13 protein-coding genes are annotated in these 17,662 nt (G+C 56.1%); 9 read left to right on the top strand and 4 right to left on the bottom strand.

Going from position 1 to position 17,662, the window contains the following annotated elements; translation table 11 throughout:
- Positions 1 to 21 precede the first annotated feature (21 nt).
- From BUE18_RS09100 to BUE18_RS09065, 8 genes are all read left to right on the top strand, one after another.
- Complete coding sequence (locus tag BUE18_RS09100; protein WP_073475047.1) at positions 22 to 2,064, top strand: putative cobaltochelatase; 2,043 nt, start codon at positions 22 to 24, stop codon at positions 2,062 to 2,064.
- On the top strand, positions 2,065 to 3,096 hold the full coding sequence (locus BUE18_RS09095) for a magnesium chelatase ATPase subunit I (RefSeq protein ID WP_073475045.1): 1,032 nt from the start codon (positions 2,065 to 2,067) through the stop codon (positions 3,094 to 3,096).
- Positions 3,093 to 4,040 carry an ABC transporter ATP-binding protein gene (locus tag BUE18_RS09090; protein ID WP_073475043.1) on the top strand — a complete coding sequence of 316 codons (948 nt, stop codon included), beginning with the start codon at positions 3,093 to 3,095 and terminating at the stop codon, positions 4,038 to 4,040. The genes BUE18_RS09095 and BUE18_RS09090 overlap by 4 nt, the downstream gene beginning before the upstream one ends.
- The gene (locus BUE18_RS09085; protein ID WP_073475041.1) at positions 4,040 to 4,774 is read left to right on the top strand and encodes an ABC transporter permease; all 735 of its coding nucleotides are present in this window, start codon (positions 4,040 to 4,042) and stop codon (positions 4,772 to 4,774) included. The genes BUE18_RS09090 and BUE18_RS09085 overlap by 1 nt, the downstream gene beginning before the upstream one ends.
- Before the next feature lie 12 nt (positions 4,775 to 4,786).
- Positions 4,787 to 5,749, top strand: coding sequence for a hypothetical protein (locus BUE18_RS09080; protein ID WP_073475039.1), 963 nt, complete (start codon positions 4,787 to 4,789; stop codon positions 5,747 to 5,749).
- Positions 5,750 to 5,968: 219 nt separating this feature from the next.
- A complete protein-coding gene (locus BUE18_RS09075) occupies positions 5,969 to 6,445 on the top strand; it encodes a DUF3842 family protein (RefSeq protein ID WP_073475143.1) in 477 nt (158 codons plus the stop codon).
- 600 nt (positions 6,446 to 7,045) lie between these two features.
- On the top strand, positions 7,046 to 7,393 hold the full coding sequence (locus BUE18_RS09070; protein WP_015948329.1) for a hypothetical protein: 348 nt from the start codon (positions 7,046 to 7,048) through the stop codon (positions 7,391 to 7,393).
- 6 nt (positions 7,394 to 7,399) lie between these two features.
- On the top strand, positions 7,400 to 8,995 hold the full coding sequence (locus tag BUE18_RS09065; RefSeq protein ID WP_073475037.1) for a hybrid sensor histidine kinase/response regulator: 1,596 nt from the start codon (positions 7,400 to 7,402) through the stop codon (positions 8,993 to 8,995).
- A gap of 123 nt (positions 8,996 to 9,118) precedes the next feature.
- On the opposite strand, the gene BUE18_RS09060 is transcribed toward BUE18_RS09065, so the two are convergent.
- Positions 9,119 to 11,776 (bottom strand): aldehyde dehydrogenase family protein, encoded by a 2,658-nt coding sequence (locus BUE18_RS09060; protein ID WP_073475035.1) that lies wholly within the window; start codon positions 11,774 to 11,776, stop codon positions 9,119 to 9,121.
- A gap of 578 nt (positions 11,777 to 12,354) precedes the next feature.
- Between BUE18_RS09060 and BUE18_RS09055 the strand changes: the two genes are divergently transcribed.
- Complete coding sequence (locus BUE18_RS09055) at positions 12,355 to 14,589, top strand: hypothetical protein (protein ID WP_073475033.1); 2,235 nt, start codon at positions 12,355 to 12,357, stop codon at positions 14,587 to 14,589.
- Here BUE18_RS09055 and BUE18_RS09050 read toward each other — a convergent pair.
- From BUE18_RS09050 to BUE18_RS09040, 3 genes are read right to left on the bottom strand one after another with little or no spacing between them, the layout of a single operon-like run.
- On the bottom strand, positions 14,586 to 15,116 hold the full coding sequence (locus tag BUE18_RS09050) for a hypothetical protein (protein ID WP_073475031.1): 531 nt from the start codon (positions 15,114 to 15,116) through the stop codon (positions 14,586 to 14,588). The two genes, BUE18_RS09055 and BUE18_RS09050, sit on opposite strands and share 4 nt — an antisense overlap.
- Complete coding sequence (locus BUE18_RS09045) at positions 15,113 to 16,483, bottom strand: vWA domain-containing protein (RefSeq protein ID WP_073475030.1); 1,371 nt, start codon at positions 16,481 to 16,483, stop codon at positions 15,113 to 15,115. Before BUE18_RS09045 ends, BUE18_RS09050 begins: the two co-directional genes overlap by 4 nt.
- Positions 16,480 to 17,640 (bottom strand): P-loop NTPase family protein, encoded by a 1,161-nt coding sequence (locus BUE18_RS09040; RefSeq protein WP_073475028.1) that lies wholly within the window; start codon positions 17,638 to 17,640, stop codon positions 16,480 to 16,482. The genes BUE18_RS09045 and BUE18_RS09040 overlap by 4 nt, the downstream gene beginning before the upstream one ends.
- Positions 17,641 to 17,662: the final 22 nt, after the last annotated feature.

The following is a 17,662-nucleotide window of genomic DNA, read 5'->3' as shown; positions in this document are numbered from 1 at the left end:
TTTAGCGTCAGGAAGCGACAAATGAAAAACAACGTATTTCCCTTTTCCGCCATTGTGGGCCAGGACGCCTTACGGCGCGCTTTGTCATTGTGCGCCGTTAATCCCGCCGTAGGCGGCGTTGTGGTGCGGGGAGAAAAAGGCACGGCCAAATCCACGGCTGTCAGGGCTTTGGCGAAGCTGCTGCCCCGGATTCCGGTTTATGAAGACTGTCCGTACGGATGCAATCCCGATATCCCGGAGGAGCGATGTCCGGTCTGCCAGGCAAGGGTTCAAGAAGCCAAGGTTCGCTTTAAACGCAGGCCTGTGGTCACCTTGCCGCTGAACGCCACGGAGGATCGGGTGGCCGGCGGCCTGGATTTTGACTTGGCCGTAAAAAACGGGGTGCGGGTTTTGCAGCCCGGCCTGCTGGCCAAGTCTCATCGCGGCATTTTGTATGTGGACGAGGTCAACCTGCTGGACGATCACATTGTGGATCTGGTTCTTTCGGCTGCAGGCGCCGGTGAAAACCGGGTGGAGCGGGAAGGCCTTTCCGTTTGCCACGCCTCCCGGTTCATGCTGGTGGGCACCATGAATCCCGAGGAAGGAGAGCTTCGGCCCCAGTTTTTGGATCGCTTCGGCTTGTGCGTGGAAATCGGGTCTGAGCAGGACGTGGAAACCCGGGCGAGAATCATGCGCCGCAGAGAAGCCTTTGACCTGGACAAGGACGCCTTCCACGAGAGATTCGCCAAAGCCGAAGCCCAGACGGCCGACTCCATCCAGGCGGCCTCGGCGCTGCTGCCCAGAGTGAAGATGAAAGACAGCCTGCGGGATCTTATTGCAAACTTATGCGCGGAAAAATACGTCGCAGGACATAGGGCGGAGCTGGTCATCGAGCAGGCGGCCAGAGCCCACGCAGCCCTTGGCGGAAGAACGGAGGTCACGGAAGGCGACATTGAGGCCGTGGCGCCCATGGCGCTTTTGCACCGCACCCGGGACGCCGCGCCGCCGCCCCCGCCGCCGGAGCCCGAAGAGCAGGAAGAGCAACAGCAGGAGCCGCCGGAGCACGATCCTCCGGAGAACGAGGAAGAGGATCAGGAGCTTCCGCCGGAACAGGAGGAAACTCAGGAGCAGGAAGACGCCGGTCCGCCGCCTCCGCCCGAGCAGGAGGAAGCGCCTCCCGAAGAAGAAATGCAGCCTCCTGAGCAGGAGGAAGAGCGGGAGTCCAGCTCGATGGACAAAATTTTCGAGGTGGGCCAGAGCTTTAAGGTCAAACGCATCCAGGCGCCTAAGGACAGGGTTTTCCGCCGGGGCTCCGGCCGGAGATCCCGCACCCGGGTTGCGCAAAAGCAGGGCCGGTACGTGAAAAGCAGGCCCAGAAAGCATTCGGACGATATCGCCCTGGACGCCACCTTAAGAAACGCGGCGCCTTTTCAAGCCGGAAGAAAAGCGGAGGGCGATTCCAACCTTGCCGTCATCCTGAAAAAAGAGGATTTGCAGGAGCGAATCCGGGAAAAACGCATCGGCAACTTTTTGCTGTTTGTGGTGGACGCCAGCGGATCCATGGGCGCCAAAGGAAGAATGGTGGCGTCCAAGGGGGCGATCATGTCTCTGCTTTTGGACGCCTATCAAAAGCGGGACAAAGTGGCCATGGTGTCGTTCCGCAAGGACGAGGCGTTGGTCAACCTGCCGCCCACGTCCTCCGTGGAGTTGGCGGCCAAGCTGTTGGCGGAGTTGCCGGTGGGCGGCAAGACGCCCCTGGCCGCCGGACTGGTCAAGTGCGCCGAGATGGTCCGCAACGCCCTGGTGCGCGATCCCTCCATGCGGCCCATTGTCCTTTTTATTACGGACGGCAAGGCCAACGTGGGGCTGAACGGCGGCAAGCCCGTGCCTGAAGCCATGGAGCTGGCCGAGCGGCTGTCCCTGGACGAACGGGTTCACTACGTGGTGGTGGATACGGAAAGCCGGGGGCTGGTCCGGTTCGGCCTGGCAGGCAGGCTGGCCGAAAACCTTGGCGCCAGGTATTTTCAAGTGGAAGACCTCCGGGCGGAACAGCTCGTAGATATTACAAGGAACGAGGATTGGTAAATGAAACGTAAGACGGTATTTCCCTTTGCAGCAATCGTGGGTCAGGACATGATGAAACTGGCCTTGATCTTGAACGTGATCAACCCCACCCTTTCCGGCGTACTGATTCGCGGCGAAAAAGGAACGGGAAAATCCACGGCCGTGCGCGCCCTGGCCGACATTCTGCCGGAAATCGACGTGATTTCCGACTGCCCTTTCGAGCTTTCGCCCGAAGACGAACAGGAGGCCTATGAAGAGTGCATGACCGCCCTGACCGGGGAAGCGCCGAAAAGCGGCGACCTGGATTCCTACAAAAGAAAAGTCCGGGTGGTGGAGCTTCCCGTAGGCGCCACGGAAGACCGGGTTGTGGGAACTCTGGACCTGGAGCACGCCTTGCGTAAAGGGACCAAAAGGGTGGAGCCCGGCCTTTTGGCCGCCGCACACCGGGGCATTTTGTACGTGGACGAGGTCAACCTTTTGGACGACCATATTGTGGACGTGCTTCTGGATTCCGCAGCCATGGGCGTGAACACCATCGAACGGGAGGGCGTCAGCTTTTCCCACCCGGCCAAATTCACCCTGGTGGGCACCATGAACCCCGAAGAAGGGGAGCTTAGGCCCCAGCTGCTGGACCGCTTCGGACTGTGCGTGCATGTGACCGGCGTGGAAGACATGGAATCCCGGGTGCTGATCATGAAGCGCCGGGTCGCTTTTGACGAAAACCCGGCTGATTTCACCGCCCAATTCGACCGGGAGTCCGCCAACATCGCCCAGAGCATAACCAAAGCCAGGGAGGTGTATCCCAAGGTGAAGGTTCCGGAATCCATGTACGCGGAAATCGCCAAATACTGCCTGGAAGTGGGCGTGGACGGGCACCGGGCCGACATCATCATGCTGAAGACCGCCAAGACCCTGGCCGCCTACGACGCCAGGGAAGAGGTGGCGTCCAAGGACATTGAAACCGCATCCCAACTGGTGCTGCCTCATCGCGTCAGACGGGTTCCCCTCCAGGACGTGGTTACGGACATCAGCGCGGCCCGGGGAAGAAAATGATCAACCAATCCATGATTAAAATCTCCAACCTGCACAAGCGATTCGGCAAGGTTCACGCGCTTCGGGGGGTTAATCTGAACATCGGGGAGGGGGAGCTTTTCGCCTACCTGGGCCCCAACGGCTCGGGCAAGACGACGACCATCCGCATCCTCACCAGCCTGACCAACCCCACGGAGGGGGAGGCCTTTTTGAACGGGTATTCCGTTCTTAAGCAAAGGCTGGACGCCAAGATGCAGTGCGGCGTGGTGGCTCAGCACATCAACCTGGATAACGAACTGACCGTGGAGGAGAACCTGTCCATCCACGGCATGCTGTTCGGCATGGGCAAAAAGGACCGGGCCAAGGCCATTGACGAATTTTTGGAATATGTGGATCTGGCCGACCGGAAAAAGACGCTGATCAAGCAGCTTTCCGGCGGGCTCAAGAGGCGGGTTATGATCGCCCGCGCCTTGATGCATCGGCCTAAAATTGTGTTTCTGGACGAACCCACCGTGGGCCTGGATCCTTCCATACGCCGCAAAATCTGGTCGTTCATCAAAAAGGCGCAAAACGACGGCGCCACCATTTTGCTGACCACCCATTACATTGAAGAGGCGGAGTTTCTGGCCGACCGGGTGGCCTTTTTGGACACCGGGTCCATAGTCGTCATCGACTCGCCCCAGAACCTGATGGATCGCATGGGCGCATGGGCGTTGGACACCATGAACAACGGGGATATCAGCACGGAGTATTTCAAGTCCCGGGAGCAGGCGGAAGCCAGCGCCAAAGGGCGGCAATACACGGGATTTACGGTTCGCAGGGTAAACCTGGAGGACGCATTCATCGCCCAGACCGGTAAGAAAACCATCGGGGAAGCTGCGCCCGCAAAATCGCCCCATGGCGGCGCGCATTCTTCCGGCCATGGCCATGGAGGGCATGGAAGCCATCAGAAAGGGGGCCATTGATGAACGGTAGCTTTGCCGTGTATTACAGGGAAATGGTCATACTTAAACGCAAAATTTTCAAGCAGATTGCGTCCATGGCCGTGTCTCCCCTTTTGTATCTGGCGGCTTTCGGGTTCGCCATGGGCCGCGACTTTGACATGGACGGCATGACTTACATGCAGTTTTTGGTTCCCGGTCTGGTGGCCATGGCCAGCATGACCCAAGCGTTTTCCATAGCCAGCGAGATAAATATCAGCCGGTTTTACTGGCATATATTCGAGGAATTTCAATCAGCGCCGCTGGCCAACGTGCAATACGTGATCGGCGAAGTGGCGGCCGCAATCACAAGGGCTCTGCTGGCTGTGAGCGTGATCATGGTTCTGGCCTTGTGCTTTGGGGTGACATTATCGATCAACCTTTATTTTGTGGGGGCGATCGTCATCAACGCGGCTTTGTTCGGGTCCGTGGCGGTCATTTGCGCCATGCTGGTCAAGTCCCATGCGGACCAAAGTCTGGTGACCAGCTTTATCATCACGCCCATGGCCTTTTTGGGGGGCACGTTCTTTCCTCTGGACCGCATGCCCGGCGCGGTGCAGGCCATATTGAAGCTGCTGCCGTTGACGCACGCGGCCAAGGCTATAAGAACTTCGGCCCATGGCGGCGTTCCGCCTTTGTTTTCATACGCGCTGCTGCTGGTATTGTTTGGAGTGTTTTTCTCCATAGCCATAATTTGCGTAAACAAAGCGCGCAACTAACGGAGCGTCTTCATGTTGTTGGCAGCCGTAGAGCAGACCGCCGTTCTTTGCGGCAGAGTGTTGCCCGTGATGTTCATAAGCCTGTTCGGCTTTGAAGTGCTCATGCAATTGGGGGCGGCGAAGAAAATCGAGCCCCTGGGCAAGCCCCTGGCCAAGGCCGCCCGGCTGCCGCCTTTGACTGTGGTGACCTTTTTTGCGTCCATCGGGTCTTTGATCGCGGCCAATACCATGCTGGCCCAATTTCACCAGGACGGCCTGATCAAAGGAAGGGAACTGGTCCTTGGCGCCGTGTTCAACACGGTTCCCGTGCATTTTAAGGAGACCCTGACCTATCAACTGCCGGTCATTCTCCCTTTATTGGGCATGCGCTTGTGCCTGGTTTATGTGGCGGTTTTTTGGCTGTCCGGCCTGTTGAAACTGGGATACGTGATTATAGCAGGCAGGGCGGCGTTCGACGCCAAGAGGGAAAACTCGGATGCGGTCAAACCGCCGGAGGACAGCGCGCCGAAAGGCCGCCGCAAAGTCGGGGTCTTGTTAAAAAACGCCTGGGACGCCCGGGCCAAACTGTTCGGCAAAATGGCCGTAATCATTATCGCCGTCACCTTTGCGGTGCAAATATTGATGGAATCCGGGGCCATCGAGTTTCTGGATCGGCTTATCGGCCCCATTGTGGACAGCGTGGGTTTTCCGTCGGCCATTGTGGCGCCTGTGAGCGTGTACATATTCAGCCCCATTGTGGGGGTTACGTCCATGTCCGCCCTGCTGAACAACGCCGCGGTGACGGAATATCAGGCCATTGTGGCTTTGCTGGCGGGAGGTTTTTTGATGGTTCCTGTCACAAGGCTGCGCGGAACCATGCCGCGCTATGTGTCCATCCTGGGGTTCAAGCACGGATTGCAGGTATTGGCCATTACCACCACGCTCTCCCTGGTTTCCAGGGCGATCGTATTAGCCGGCATACTCCTGTTTTGGTGACAGCCGCGGGGCGCCTCCGAATGAACTTGAATATAAAGCCGCGTTGTAGAGCGGCAATTGTATAAATCATACGCCCGATCCCCCAAAATCAGGTCATGAAGGTCTGACGCAGGGAGCCAAGGCATAAACCCGTTTTTTTAAAATGCAGCATCCCGAACCACGGCATGAAGCCTGGCATGAATGCTTCTTTTCAGAACATTTTTGGAAAGGCTTTATCCTATGAAAAAAGTTATTTGCGTGATAGACGGCCAAGGCGGCAACATCGGCGCAACGTTGATCAAATACATCAAAACCGCCTTTGAGAACGAAACAGAGATTATCGCCCTGGGCACCAACGCCATTGCGACTTCCCAGATGCTGCGGGCCGGCGCCCACAAGGGAGCTTCGGGCGACGACGCCGTATGCCGCACGGTCATGAAGGCGGATTGCATTGTGGCGCCGGTTTCCATCACCTGGGCCAACGCCATGCTGGGGGAGGTGACGTCCCGATTGGCCGAGGCGGTCATGGATAGTCCGGCGTTAAAGGTTCTGCTGCCATTAACCCAGGAAAACGTGGAGATTGTGGGCGTGGTGAATGAGCCCCTGCCCCACCTGGTGCAAATGGCCGTGGCCGGAAAAATACGGGAGGTTTTACGCCCGGACGAGACCGCCCGCAAGGTTCTAAGGGAATACATCCCGGAGCGGAAAAGAGCCTAATCGAAAAACTGCCTCCGGCGGCAAACTTTTTGTAAAAAGTTTGATCAAAAACTTCAAAATGGCGCTTCGCGCAAGAGCGTCGTCAGAGTTGTCATCTCGAATGTCCCTGTCGGGAATGACGGCGTGTATGGCGTTCAATTCCTGACGATGAAAGACGCCCCCATGGAAGATTCCGTGGGGGCGATTTCATTAAAAAAAGGAAGGATAGTTTTAAAGTAACAGTCTTCCAAACCCCTTTTTCACCTTCTTCCTGGCAACGATCCACATAGTGCGGGAAGGTCCGGTCGCTCATCCCCAACAATCGGGCCGCTTCCGTCTGACTTAAACGCGACTCCGTCCAGCATGAATACGCTTCTAAAAATCTCATAATCCTGGTCTCCTGCAGCCATTTGGTCCGGCTCATCTGATCGCCTCCTTAGCGAACAGATTCTACCGGACAGTTTATGTGCTACAAACCAGGACAGTTTATTTGTTCCCAACAAATTCAGCTTTTTAGTTGTCAACATACTTTGCTCATGATAAAATTTTTTTCACCTTAAAAATCGAACAAAAACGACGCTCAGAATAGCCCCACCGACTCTATAAACAAGGAAGCCATCCATGGAAAACACGAAAAAGAACCTGTTTGTATCTTTGAGTTTTGAAAAAACTTCATTACCCCCTTTTGAGGATGTTCTCATTTTGGGGCGTGATTGCCCATTAGGCATGAACGGAGTTGGCCAATGCTTGGACCTATTAGTTCCTGATGGGTATGACCGGTTTGAGGTGGATGATGATCATGTAACCGCAATCATCGTAAACAAGAGTATTCTGAATCGCATCTCAACTCGCCAGCTGATTGAAATTTTACAAAAAAGAGTATTTCCGTATGTCGGAAGAAAGGAAATCATCAAAGTCGATTTTGCCATAAAAATTGCCTATGACACTTTTAGCGTCGATCAAGAGTAAACTTCGATGAAAGCCAAGTATCTTGTTCAGGATTCTTATCCGGTGGCCAGTCCTCTGGATGGTACAGATTCTGTAAAGGATATTATTCTGCAGACAGGGTATATTGTTGTGCTGGAGGGAAATACTTACAGAGGTCTTCTAACCCCTCAGGATATTGTCAAATTTCCCAAAAACTTGATTTTGGATTGTTTGCAGGAAAGGCCTGCTATCGACATCAATCAGGACATTGACTCCATCATGGTCCAGATGAAGGACGGCGGTTTCGATGTTCTACCCGTTTTTAGTTCTGATGGATTCAAAGGCGTAGTGGTGCAAACACAAATTGCGGAGTTTCTTTCCGACTACAACCAGAGCCTTGAAAAAACCGTCCAACAAAAAACACAAGAGCTTTTGAAAGTAAATGAACAGCTTAGGAAAGAGATCAAAGACAGGGAAGTTGCCGAAGAAGAAAACAGTGAATTGCTCAAACGAATTCATCACTCGGAAAAGGTAGCTGCCATAGGGAATCTGGCGGCGGGAATAGCTCATGATTTTAACAACATATTGTCCCCTATCGTCGGCTTTTCTGAAATGGCCATGTGTGATGCCAAACAGGGTTCTTCCTTGTGGAATAACCTGCACGAGATATACGTGGCGGGGAATCGAGCAAAAGAAATCATTAAGCAGATTTTAAGATTCGCAAGGCACAGCGAAGGATTTGTGGAACCGATACAATTAAAACCCATACTTGATGAAGGTCTAAAATTGATCCAATCGTCCTTTCCCTCCTCAATTACCATCCAGCAGTCTGTGCAAACAGATGCCTATATTAAGGCGGACGCAACAATGATTCATCAAGTATACATGAACTTATGTACGAACGCTTTTCACGCCATGGAAGAGAAGGGAGGGGTTTTAGATATTCAGGCCAGAAACACTTGCTTCTTTCACGATTCTGAATTTATTCCACAGGGAGTTATTCCCGGGGAATACGTGGAACTTCGTATTTCAGATACCGGGATAGGCATTCTTCCAGACAATTTAAAATGTGTCTTTGACCCGTATTTTACCACCAAATCCGTTGACAAGGGAACCGGAATGGGGTTGTCAATTGTCTACGGCATAGTTAAAGGGTATAATGGAGCCATACACATAGAGAGCCAACCTGGGCAAGGAACCACTGTCTTTCTTTATCTGCCTGTTACAAAGCAAGAAAATTTTAAAAGGGCGGATCTGCAGATCCACATGCAGAAGGGGCATGAAAGCATTCTTTTTGTGGATGATGAAAAGGCTATCACAAATCTTTTCAAACAAAGTTTAGAAAAAGCTGGTTACAAGGTGGCAGTCTATACAAATCCCATAATCGCCTTGACCAGTCTTAAATCCCAGCCAGGTGCTTTTGATTTGGTTATAACGGACATGACTATGCCGGAAATGACGGGTGACGTCCTCGCCTTTGAGATCAGAAGGATTCGCCAGGACATCCCTGTTATCTTATGCACTGGGTACAGTCAGATGCTGTCCGATGAAAAAATTAAAGTACTCGGCCTGAATGCGGTTTTAAATAAGCCGGTTTTGTCCTCGGAACTCACCAAAATCATCCGGCAGGTTTTGGATGGATGAGGCTGTGTTTAGATAGCATTTCTGGAGCATTCCCCAAATATCGGCCAATGCATGCAAAAAAGCCCTCATGGAAAATGATCCATGAGGGCTTTTTATTACAGGTTTGGACTATCGCCGGAAGGTTTAAAACACCTGTTTGTAAAGTTCGGCGATGTCGTTGGGGTCGGAGACCGGCCGGGCGTTGAACAAGGTCGGGGAGTCTGCGATGGCGTGGAACGGAGCCAGGGCCAGGGCGTCTTCGGTCACGCCCACCTGGCTTAAGCGCAGGGGATGCCCGGAGGATTCCATGAGCTTTTCCACGGCGTCCGCGGCTGCCAGGGCGGCGTCCCGCCTGCTCATGCCGCCGATGCTCACGCCCATGGCCTGGGCCGCCAGGGCCAGCTTCTCCGTGGCGTGATCCACGTTGTAGCGCATGACCGCAGGCAGCACGATGCCGCAGGCCGCGCCGTGGGGCACGTTGCAGAGCATGCCCACGGTATGGGCCATGGAATGGGCGAGCCCGACCTGGGCGATGGAGAAGGCCCAACCGGCGGTGGTGGCGCCGATCTGCAGGTTCAGGCGGGCCTCCTCATCCTGACCGTTGGCGATGGCCCTGGGCAGGTTGGCCGCAATCAGGCGGATGGCCTGGAGCGCGTGGCCGTCGCAGATGGAATTGGACATGGTGCTGGTCAAGGCTTCCACGGCGTGGGTCATGGCGTCCATGGCCGTGGAGGCGGTAAGGCTGGGCGGCAGGGACAGGGTGAAGATGGGGTCCAGAATCGCGGTGTTGGGCACGATGAAGTTGTCGATGATATACACCTTACGGCCTGCGGTGTGGCTTTTGATGACCGCGGCCGCGGTGACTTCGCTGCCCGTTCCTGAGGTCGTCGGGATGCAGATGTGGGGAATCTGGGGTTCGGTCAGGCGCATGAGGGCGATGTGATCGTCGGCCTTGCCGCCGTTTTTCAGGGTGACGCATACGGCTTTGGCCGTATCGATGACGCTGCCGCCGCCCACGCTGACAATCAGGTCCGCGCCTTTTTCCCGGGCCATGGCCACGGCCCTGTCCACGGTGTCCAGATCGGAGTCCTGGGCGATGTCGTCAAAGACGCCCGCGTAGAAATCGCCCAAGGCGTCCTCCACGTATTTCACCAGGCCTGCGCCTTTGACTCCCGCGTCGCTCAGGATCAAGGCCTTACGGGCGCCCAAACGCACCACTTCCTTGCTGATGGAGCCCAGGCTGCCGTGTCCGGCGATCACCAAAGTGGGGGTGATGTACTGGACAAAGGGGATTTTGGGATCGTCGGAAAAGAGCTTCATGGTGAAATTGCTCTTGTAATCGGAGCTGGCGGAGACATGCACGCGCTTGATCTGGGTGTATTCGGCCAAACCTGCATGGCCCAGTTCGCGGCCCACGCCGGATTGCTTGTATCCGCCGAAGGGGCAGAAATCGCCGAAGGCGTGGTAGTTGTTGATCCACATGGTGCCGGTGCGAATCTGCCCGGCGATTCTTTCCGCCTTGGCCGTGCTTTGGGAGAACACGCCGCCGGCCAGGCCGTAGTCGGAATCGTTGGCGATGGCCACGGCTTCGTCTTCGGAATCGTATTTGATGACGCAGACCACGGGGCCGAAAATTTCCTCCCGGGCGATGCGCATGGAGTTTTTAGCGGCGAAAATGGTGGGCTTGTAGTAATTGCCGCCATCCAGGCCTTCCACGACGGCGCGCTCGCCGCCCGTGACGACCTCGGCGCCTTCCTCGCGGCCCAATTGGACGTAGCGCTCCACGGTGGCCAGTTGGGCGGTGTTGGCCAGGGGGCCCTGCTGGGAGGCGGGGTCCAATTGGTAGCCCACGCGCAATTCTTCGGCCCTGGCTTTCATGCGGCTCAGGAACTCGTCATAGATCTTGGAGGAGACCAGCACCCTGGTGCCGGACTCGCAAACCTGGCCTTGATGGAAGAAGGTGCCGAACAGGGCGCCTTCCACGGCCATGTCCATGTCCGCGTCGTCGCAGATGATGTTGGCGGACTTGCCGCCCAGTTCCAGGGTGACTTTCTTGACGGTGTCGGAGGCCATTTTCATGATCTGGCTGCCAACGGCCGTGCTCCCCGTAAAAGCGATTTTGTCCACCTCTTTATGGGTGCACAGGACATTGCCCAACTCCCCGCCGGGGCCGGCGATGACGTTGACCACTCCCGGAGGAATGCCGGCGGCCTTGGCGCATTCAGCGATGATGAGCGCGCCCAAAGGCGTGGAGGTGGCGGGCTTCAAGACCACGGTGTTGCCCATGGCGATGGCCTGGCCGATTTTCCAGAAAGCCATGCTCATGGGGAAGTTCCAGGGGATGATGCCCACGCAAACGCCGATGGGCTCGCGGCGGATGTAGTCGCGCCCCGGCGCGAATACGTTGCCGGCGTAGGGGATGTCCTCCACCCAGGGAAACTTGGTTGCCGCATAATGGGCGAAATTGCGAATCAACTGAGAGCCCAGCATGCCCCAATATTTGGCGAGGCCGATGATCTGGCCGGAATCCATGGATTCGGTGATGGCCATGCGCAAGGTCTGCTGGGTGACCTGGTCGGCGAAGGCGTTCAGTTTTTCGGCCCTGGCCTCGGGGGAGAGGTTGCTCCAGACGCCGCTGTCAAAGGCGCGCCGCGCCGCCATGATGGCGGCTTCGGCGTCCGCTTCTCCGGCCATGGCCACCTGGGCGATGGGAACGCCCGTGCCGGGATCGATGGATTCAAAGGTTTGGCCGCTGGCTGCATCCACAAATTCGCCGTTAATAAAGAGTTTGTATTGATCCATAGTTGCTCTCCTGTTGATGTGGTTTTGGGTTGTAAAAATGAAAGGGCTGACAGAATTATTTCAGCATCTGCGTTGCAAACAGGTCGCTCCATTTAAATTTTGGATCCGGGTTACGACAATGTCCTAAAACACTACCTGCTTTCGCTGTTGCAATTTTCACATGCGGCTGAAAATGGCGGAGACCGCCTCAAACAGGGCTAACCGTCCTATTACAAACCATTATTCCATATAGATGGGACATGGCGCAAAAAGGCCTGTACAGAGGCGGAAACGGGGCTCCTGCTGCTGCAATGGTCTATTTAAATCCGGATAATCCTGCTCAACCCGTGGAATTTACATTGGAACATGAGCTGCCGGAGGGCGAGCGGCGCTTTACGTAGGCCTCCCGGCGTTAGGAATATTAAGAGAATAGACGAGCTCCCGTCCCGTGTCAAACAAATGGTTTGTTTTACAAAAACTACCGTTTTACATTAAAACATTGCAATGTTTTCCGAGCTGTTTTAAATCAAGAAGGACTATTTCCATCGTAAAGGCTCCCGCCCGAATCGTTCGTGACAGGCAAAACCCAGGAGAAAGGCATGCATTCCAAGAAAAACAACAGGATATCAGCCCTATTGGCTGCTTTTCCAACGCATGAAAATTTCTTGACGTTCGCCCAAAACAGCGAGAACGCCAAGGCCCTGAAGTCCTTGATTTTGTTCGCGGAAAAAAATGCAATCATACCAGCCGCAGAGGCCGGCGCCCTGGAGCGGTTCATCCAGGAAAACGCTCTGCAAAGGGAGGATTTAAAGCCTCCCACGCCCATGAATTTTTCGGATTTTTTCGACCAAAAGGAAACCCTGTTGGAATTGAACCTGTCGGTCCGCGCCCTGACCGAACGCATGAACGCGCTTTTGGACCAGTGTGAACTGGACTTGCCCCGGGTGAGCAACTCCATGCTGTCTCGCCTGAAGAAGGAAAAGGCCGACACCTTGCACAAGCAGAATGTGTTAAGGAGCCTTGCGTTCTGGCTGGGGCATGAGCGGGGGCGATTGGGCGCCCATTGGAATTTCGAGACCCTTGTGGAGATGTGCCGGGGCGGCATGACCCAGGCGGAGCATAAGGAAGGGGTGCGGATCGGTTTCGCCTTGTACAGCCGGGGGGACGTGATCGACCATGAAATCGTGGGATGGCTGAAAAATGAACTCAAGGGGTACATCCAGCAGTCCATCGGCCGGTTCGCTTACGGCCGATGGGGCAAGGTGCGGTCCCACGACATCACGACCTTATACGTGGATTTTCCCAAGGAGGAGGCGGCCAGCAATCCTTCGGCCTATCGCCAGTGCTTGCGGAGCGCCCTTTCCCTGGCCCACCAGATGGCCATCCGGTGGGCTTTGTCCAAGCATTACACCCAAAACCGGTTTTTATCCATCGGCGTTTCCGCCGGCGCCTTTGACGGACTGGACAACTATCTGCTGCCTATCCTGAGCGCCAAGCTGCCCGGAGACCCGGCTATCCGCCTGACCGATTTCGCCCGGCAATGCGCCCTGATCAATGACATCCGGGCTCTGTTATTCCCCGCGCCCACGGAGATCACCCTGTTCAATAACGAGTCCCTGACCATTTGGTGGGTCATGGGCGTGTGGAGCACCTTGTATTTTGACTTTGTGCCGGACCTTCTGGTGGACAAAGCTCTGGGCGCCGATTCGGAGGCTGCGGCTTTGTTCACGGCGACCCTATATCCCTCCATCATACAGACCAGGGACCGGGACGCCAAGGAGCAGCCCAACGCCCTCAGCACCTTTTTGAGATATCCCCACAACTCCCTTTTGGGCCTGGAAATCGCAAAAACCCTGTATTACCGCCGCCGCTTTTGGGACGCCAACGAAATTCTGCGAATCATCTTGAGCCTGGACCCCACTCACTTGAACGCCAGAACCCTGCGCATGATTCTTTTTCGAAACTTGGCCGTGGAGGCGCCGTCCCATTCCATTGCGGAAGGCATGTTCGAGCAGGCTTATCTGGAGGCGGGATTCATCAAGCAGAACTGCCAGTATTTGACCGAGGATTTTTACTGCGAGCACGCCGTGATTTTTCTGGCCCAGGCCATGCTGACCCTGCGTCGTTTGCGGGCGGGCCGGGGAACCATAGAAGGCGAATACAACACCGAGCATTTTAAACGGAAGATATACGCGGCTTTAGACAAGGCGGAGTCCGTGTTTTGGAAGGGAGTGACCATATCGCCCACGGGAATCCGGGCAGTCTACCTGTTGAACTCCGTCAAGGTGATCAGGAACGTGTTGAAACATGACGACAGCCTTTTTACTTCGCCTGAGAAGCCCCTGGACTGCACGCCCCAGGCCGTGCGCAAACCCATCCATGAGGTGCAATGGCAATTGGGCTATTTGCGTGAGGATCTGCCGCAGATTCCCGAAAATGAAATGATAGGCGCCATCTTTGATATGAACACCCGGATGCACGATGACTCCATTTCGCTGCAGGCGTACCGCCCCACCACCTATTATTGCACGGCGGCCGTCTGGTGGGATCTCTACCCCATGCGCACCATAGGCTGCGCCAAAAGAGCGGCCAGGCTGCTTGAGGGGGCGGCGGAGCTGGCCCGGGAGATGGAGGCTAAAGGGGTTTGCATCTACGCTTTCACAAGAACCTACGGAGAAATGATTTCCGCCCGGGAGTTTATCAGCCACATTGACCGGATGCTGAAGATGATCCGCAGGACGGCGGGAAGCGACTTCGCCCAAAGGCCGGACTCGGAGGTCATAGAACCGGACGACGACCAGCCCATGAACTTGCTCATGACGCTGAATTTTTAGCCTAAGTTCAACCAGATGTGCAACAGGGCATTTTTCCAGCGGGGGTGTTCAAAGGCCTGGCCGCGCCACTCTTCGCCCTGGACGACCTGGGATTCCAGCACGGCCCAAGCCCGGGCGTGGTCAAAATTTTTCCACAAAACGCCGGCCTGATAAAGATATCGGCAGGAGCCTGTTTTAAGCAGTCCGTCAAAGCCTTGTTCAAAATCGAACTGCTTCCAATGGGCGCCTGCGTAAAACAGGTATTGGGGATCGGCCAGGACGGCCAAAACGCGGGTTCCCTCCTTATGGTCAAAGGATTTCCACTCCAGGCCCGCATGATACATATACTTGGCGCTTTTCAACCTCACCAGGACTTCAAATCCCAGGGAATAATCAAACTGCGGCCAAACCCTTCCGGCCCGGAAGATGTGTTCGGGCTCGCCCAGAGCGATGAGACGCGAAAGGCCGTCCCCATAATCAAAGGCGCTTTCCTTAACTCCCTGTTCGTACAAGGCCTGGGCTTGCTCCCGGTTTTGCTCCTGAGTCATGGGGCGTCTCCCATGCTTACGACCCTGCCGAAAGGCGGATGAAAGCGGACCTCCCGGGCGGAAGGCACGGCCCAGACTGTGGGGTGATGAGGCTTCAGGGCCTTGAGGTCATAGATGAATCCGTCCGTCAGCACGAGCAAAGCCTCCTTGCGGCCGCTCATATAGGCGTTGAACAGAGGGGCGAACAGCGTGGTTCCCCGGCTGCCGGACCGGATGTAGCGCCAGTCGCCTTTTTTATAATAATAGGGGCGCTTGCTCTTGGAGGCTTTGAAGCCCTCCCCCTGCTTCTGCGGAATAAACAGGTCCTGATCCATACACAGCAGGTTAATGCGAAAATCCGAAACCAGAGACTCCACCAGGCCGAAAGCCTGCTCCATCTCCTTGGGATGGGAGGCCATGGATCCGGAGACGTCCACCACCACGGTGATGAGGGGCATGTGGGTGTAGCGCCTGCCGGGGGCGTAAATGCCGGCATCCACATAGCGGCGGTTGAACCTGGACGAGGCGTACTCCCATTGTTCCCTGGGGCGGGAGTAGTCCAGGATGGTCTTGATTTCCCGCCGCCAAACGGGCCTTTTGACTTTGGCCGGAGCCTTGATGAGGCAGGCCAGATCCTGCAAGGCCCGCTCGTTTGCGCATTCCCCTCCCTGGCGGATGAACCGAAGCACCCGCTTGGCGCCGGCGTTGGCCTGTTCGTTGGCCGTTGCGTCGCCGAACAAATGGGCGCCCGTGGGCAAGGGCTTGCCGCCTTGATCCATGAGGGACAGGCCGCCCAGGAATTCAGGAGCGCCGGATTTATCCCCCAAGGCCTGCCAGGAGGATTGATCTATGCCTGGCAAGCCGGGATCTTCCTCCCGTTTACTTGTGTCGGGAAAGGCGGACCGGGAGTTGAGCCAGACGTAGACCTCTTCCCACGAGACTTGGGCGAGGTCGGTTTTTCCCGTATCCCGGCTGAATGACCTGGGTATTACTGGGAGGCCGGGGGGCAGCTCCAGTTCCGGGGTCTGATGACGGCCCGTACGGGAAAAAAAGGATTTCCTGTTTTCCCAAATATAGGAATTGATGACCATGTCCTGGGCCAGGTTCTGGACGTGGAGATTCCGCCCTGGAATCAGGCGGTGGTCGTGGTTGAAAATCACGTGAAGCATTTCGTGGATTAAAAGCCCGATGAGATGCTCAGGCCTGGATTGCTCCACAAAGGCGGTATTGTAAAACAGGGTGAGCCTGCGTTGAAACGCGGTGATGGCCAGGGTGGGCAGGCCGTCATTGGGGACGAAGCTCACGGCCTGAAAAAAGAAGGACGCAAAACGGCTTTGGCTCCACAGGGTTTTCAGGACAGGCTCCCATGGCGACGGGGCGGCGGTCATGGGGCCTCCAGCATATCCCGAATTTTTTCCGAAAGAGCCTCGGCGGTTTGGGAATCCAGCATTTTCAGGGCGCTGGGAATCTGGGTGAACAGGGCGCATTTTTTAATAAGCAGGTAGAAAAACGACAACCGCATGTCCGCCCGCACCAGGGCCAGAAATTGGAGCGTGTTGGCCAGGCTTTGCAGCAAGGCCCGGGAGGGCTCGGCCCCGCCCTCCATGTTTTGCTCCCGCAAAGCGGTGAGCGCGCCGGACAATGCCCACAGGGCGTCTTCCTGGCTGATGCGGTTTTGCGCCAGCAGGTCCAGCTTTGCCTGGTCGCCGTCAAGGATTTCCTGGGTCGTCAGTTCCCTTGGGGAGGTTATCTGCAAAACAAAATCGCTGGCGGCGGTCTGGCCCACCAGGGCGACGATCATCTTTTCCAGGGGGGCGTTAACGCCGGTTTCCAGAAGCCGGGCCAGGTCCTCCCCGGTTTTCAGGCCGTAGGAAAGACGCAAGGCCTGGGAGACCTGATGCCACCCCCGGGGATTGGGGTGGATGTTTTCCTCGTCCCAGAGTTTGTCAGGGAACCCGCCTATGTAGCGTATAATGGACGGATGAACGCCCTCCTTTTCCGCCCAATTGAGCCAGTTGGGGGCGTCGGGCCGCAGATGGAAGACGGCCAGCCTGCCGTCCAGGGCCGAATCGTCAAACTCCGTAAGCGCCGTGTTGTCCTCCTCGCCCAGGTTTCCGGCCAGGACCACAAAGGTTTTATCCGGCAGGGCGTGCTCTCCGCAGACTTTTTCCGTGATAATCTGAAACAGCGTCTGGATGACCGTGGGATGGGCGCGGTTGGCTTCATCCAAAAACCACAGGACGCCGTCCTTGCCCTCGGGGACTTCCGGCGGCGGGATGAACCCCGGGCGGTAATACAGCATACGGCGGGACTCGTGGTCAGGCACGGGGTATCCGCCCAGGTCGATATTTTCCTTGAAGGCCAGCCGGGTGTCTATGAACAGAAAATTCATTTTGGCCGCGGTCTGGCGGACGAGGTCTGACTTGCCGATTCCCGGATGCCCTACGATTTTCACTGCGTAATTGACGGCGGCGTCGGCCGCAAGATAGCGTTCCAGGATTTCCTGGAGTTCGGGCACGGTGACGGCCACGGGCTCTTTTCGCATAGGTTCTCGCCTTTAAACGAAC

The organism is Desulfatibacillum alkenivorans DSM 16219, assembly GCF_900142135.1.
GTDB classification, from domain to species: domain Bacteria; phylum Desulfobacterota; class Desulfobacteria; order Desulfobacterales; family Desulfatibacillaceae; genus Desulfatibacillum; species Desulfatibacillum alkenivorans.
The sequence above is the reverse complement of the archived record's forward strand: the minus strand, read 5'-3'. Positions and strand labels throughout refer to the sequence as shown.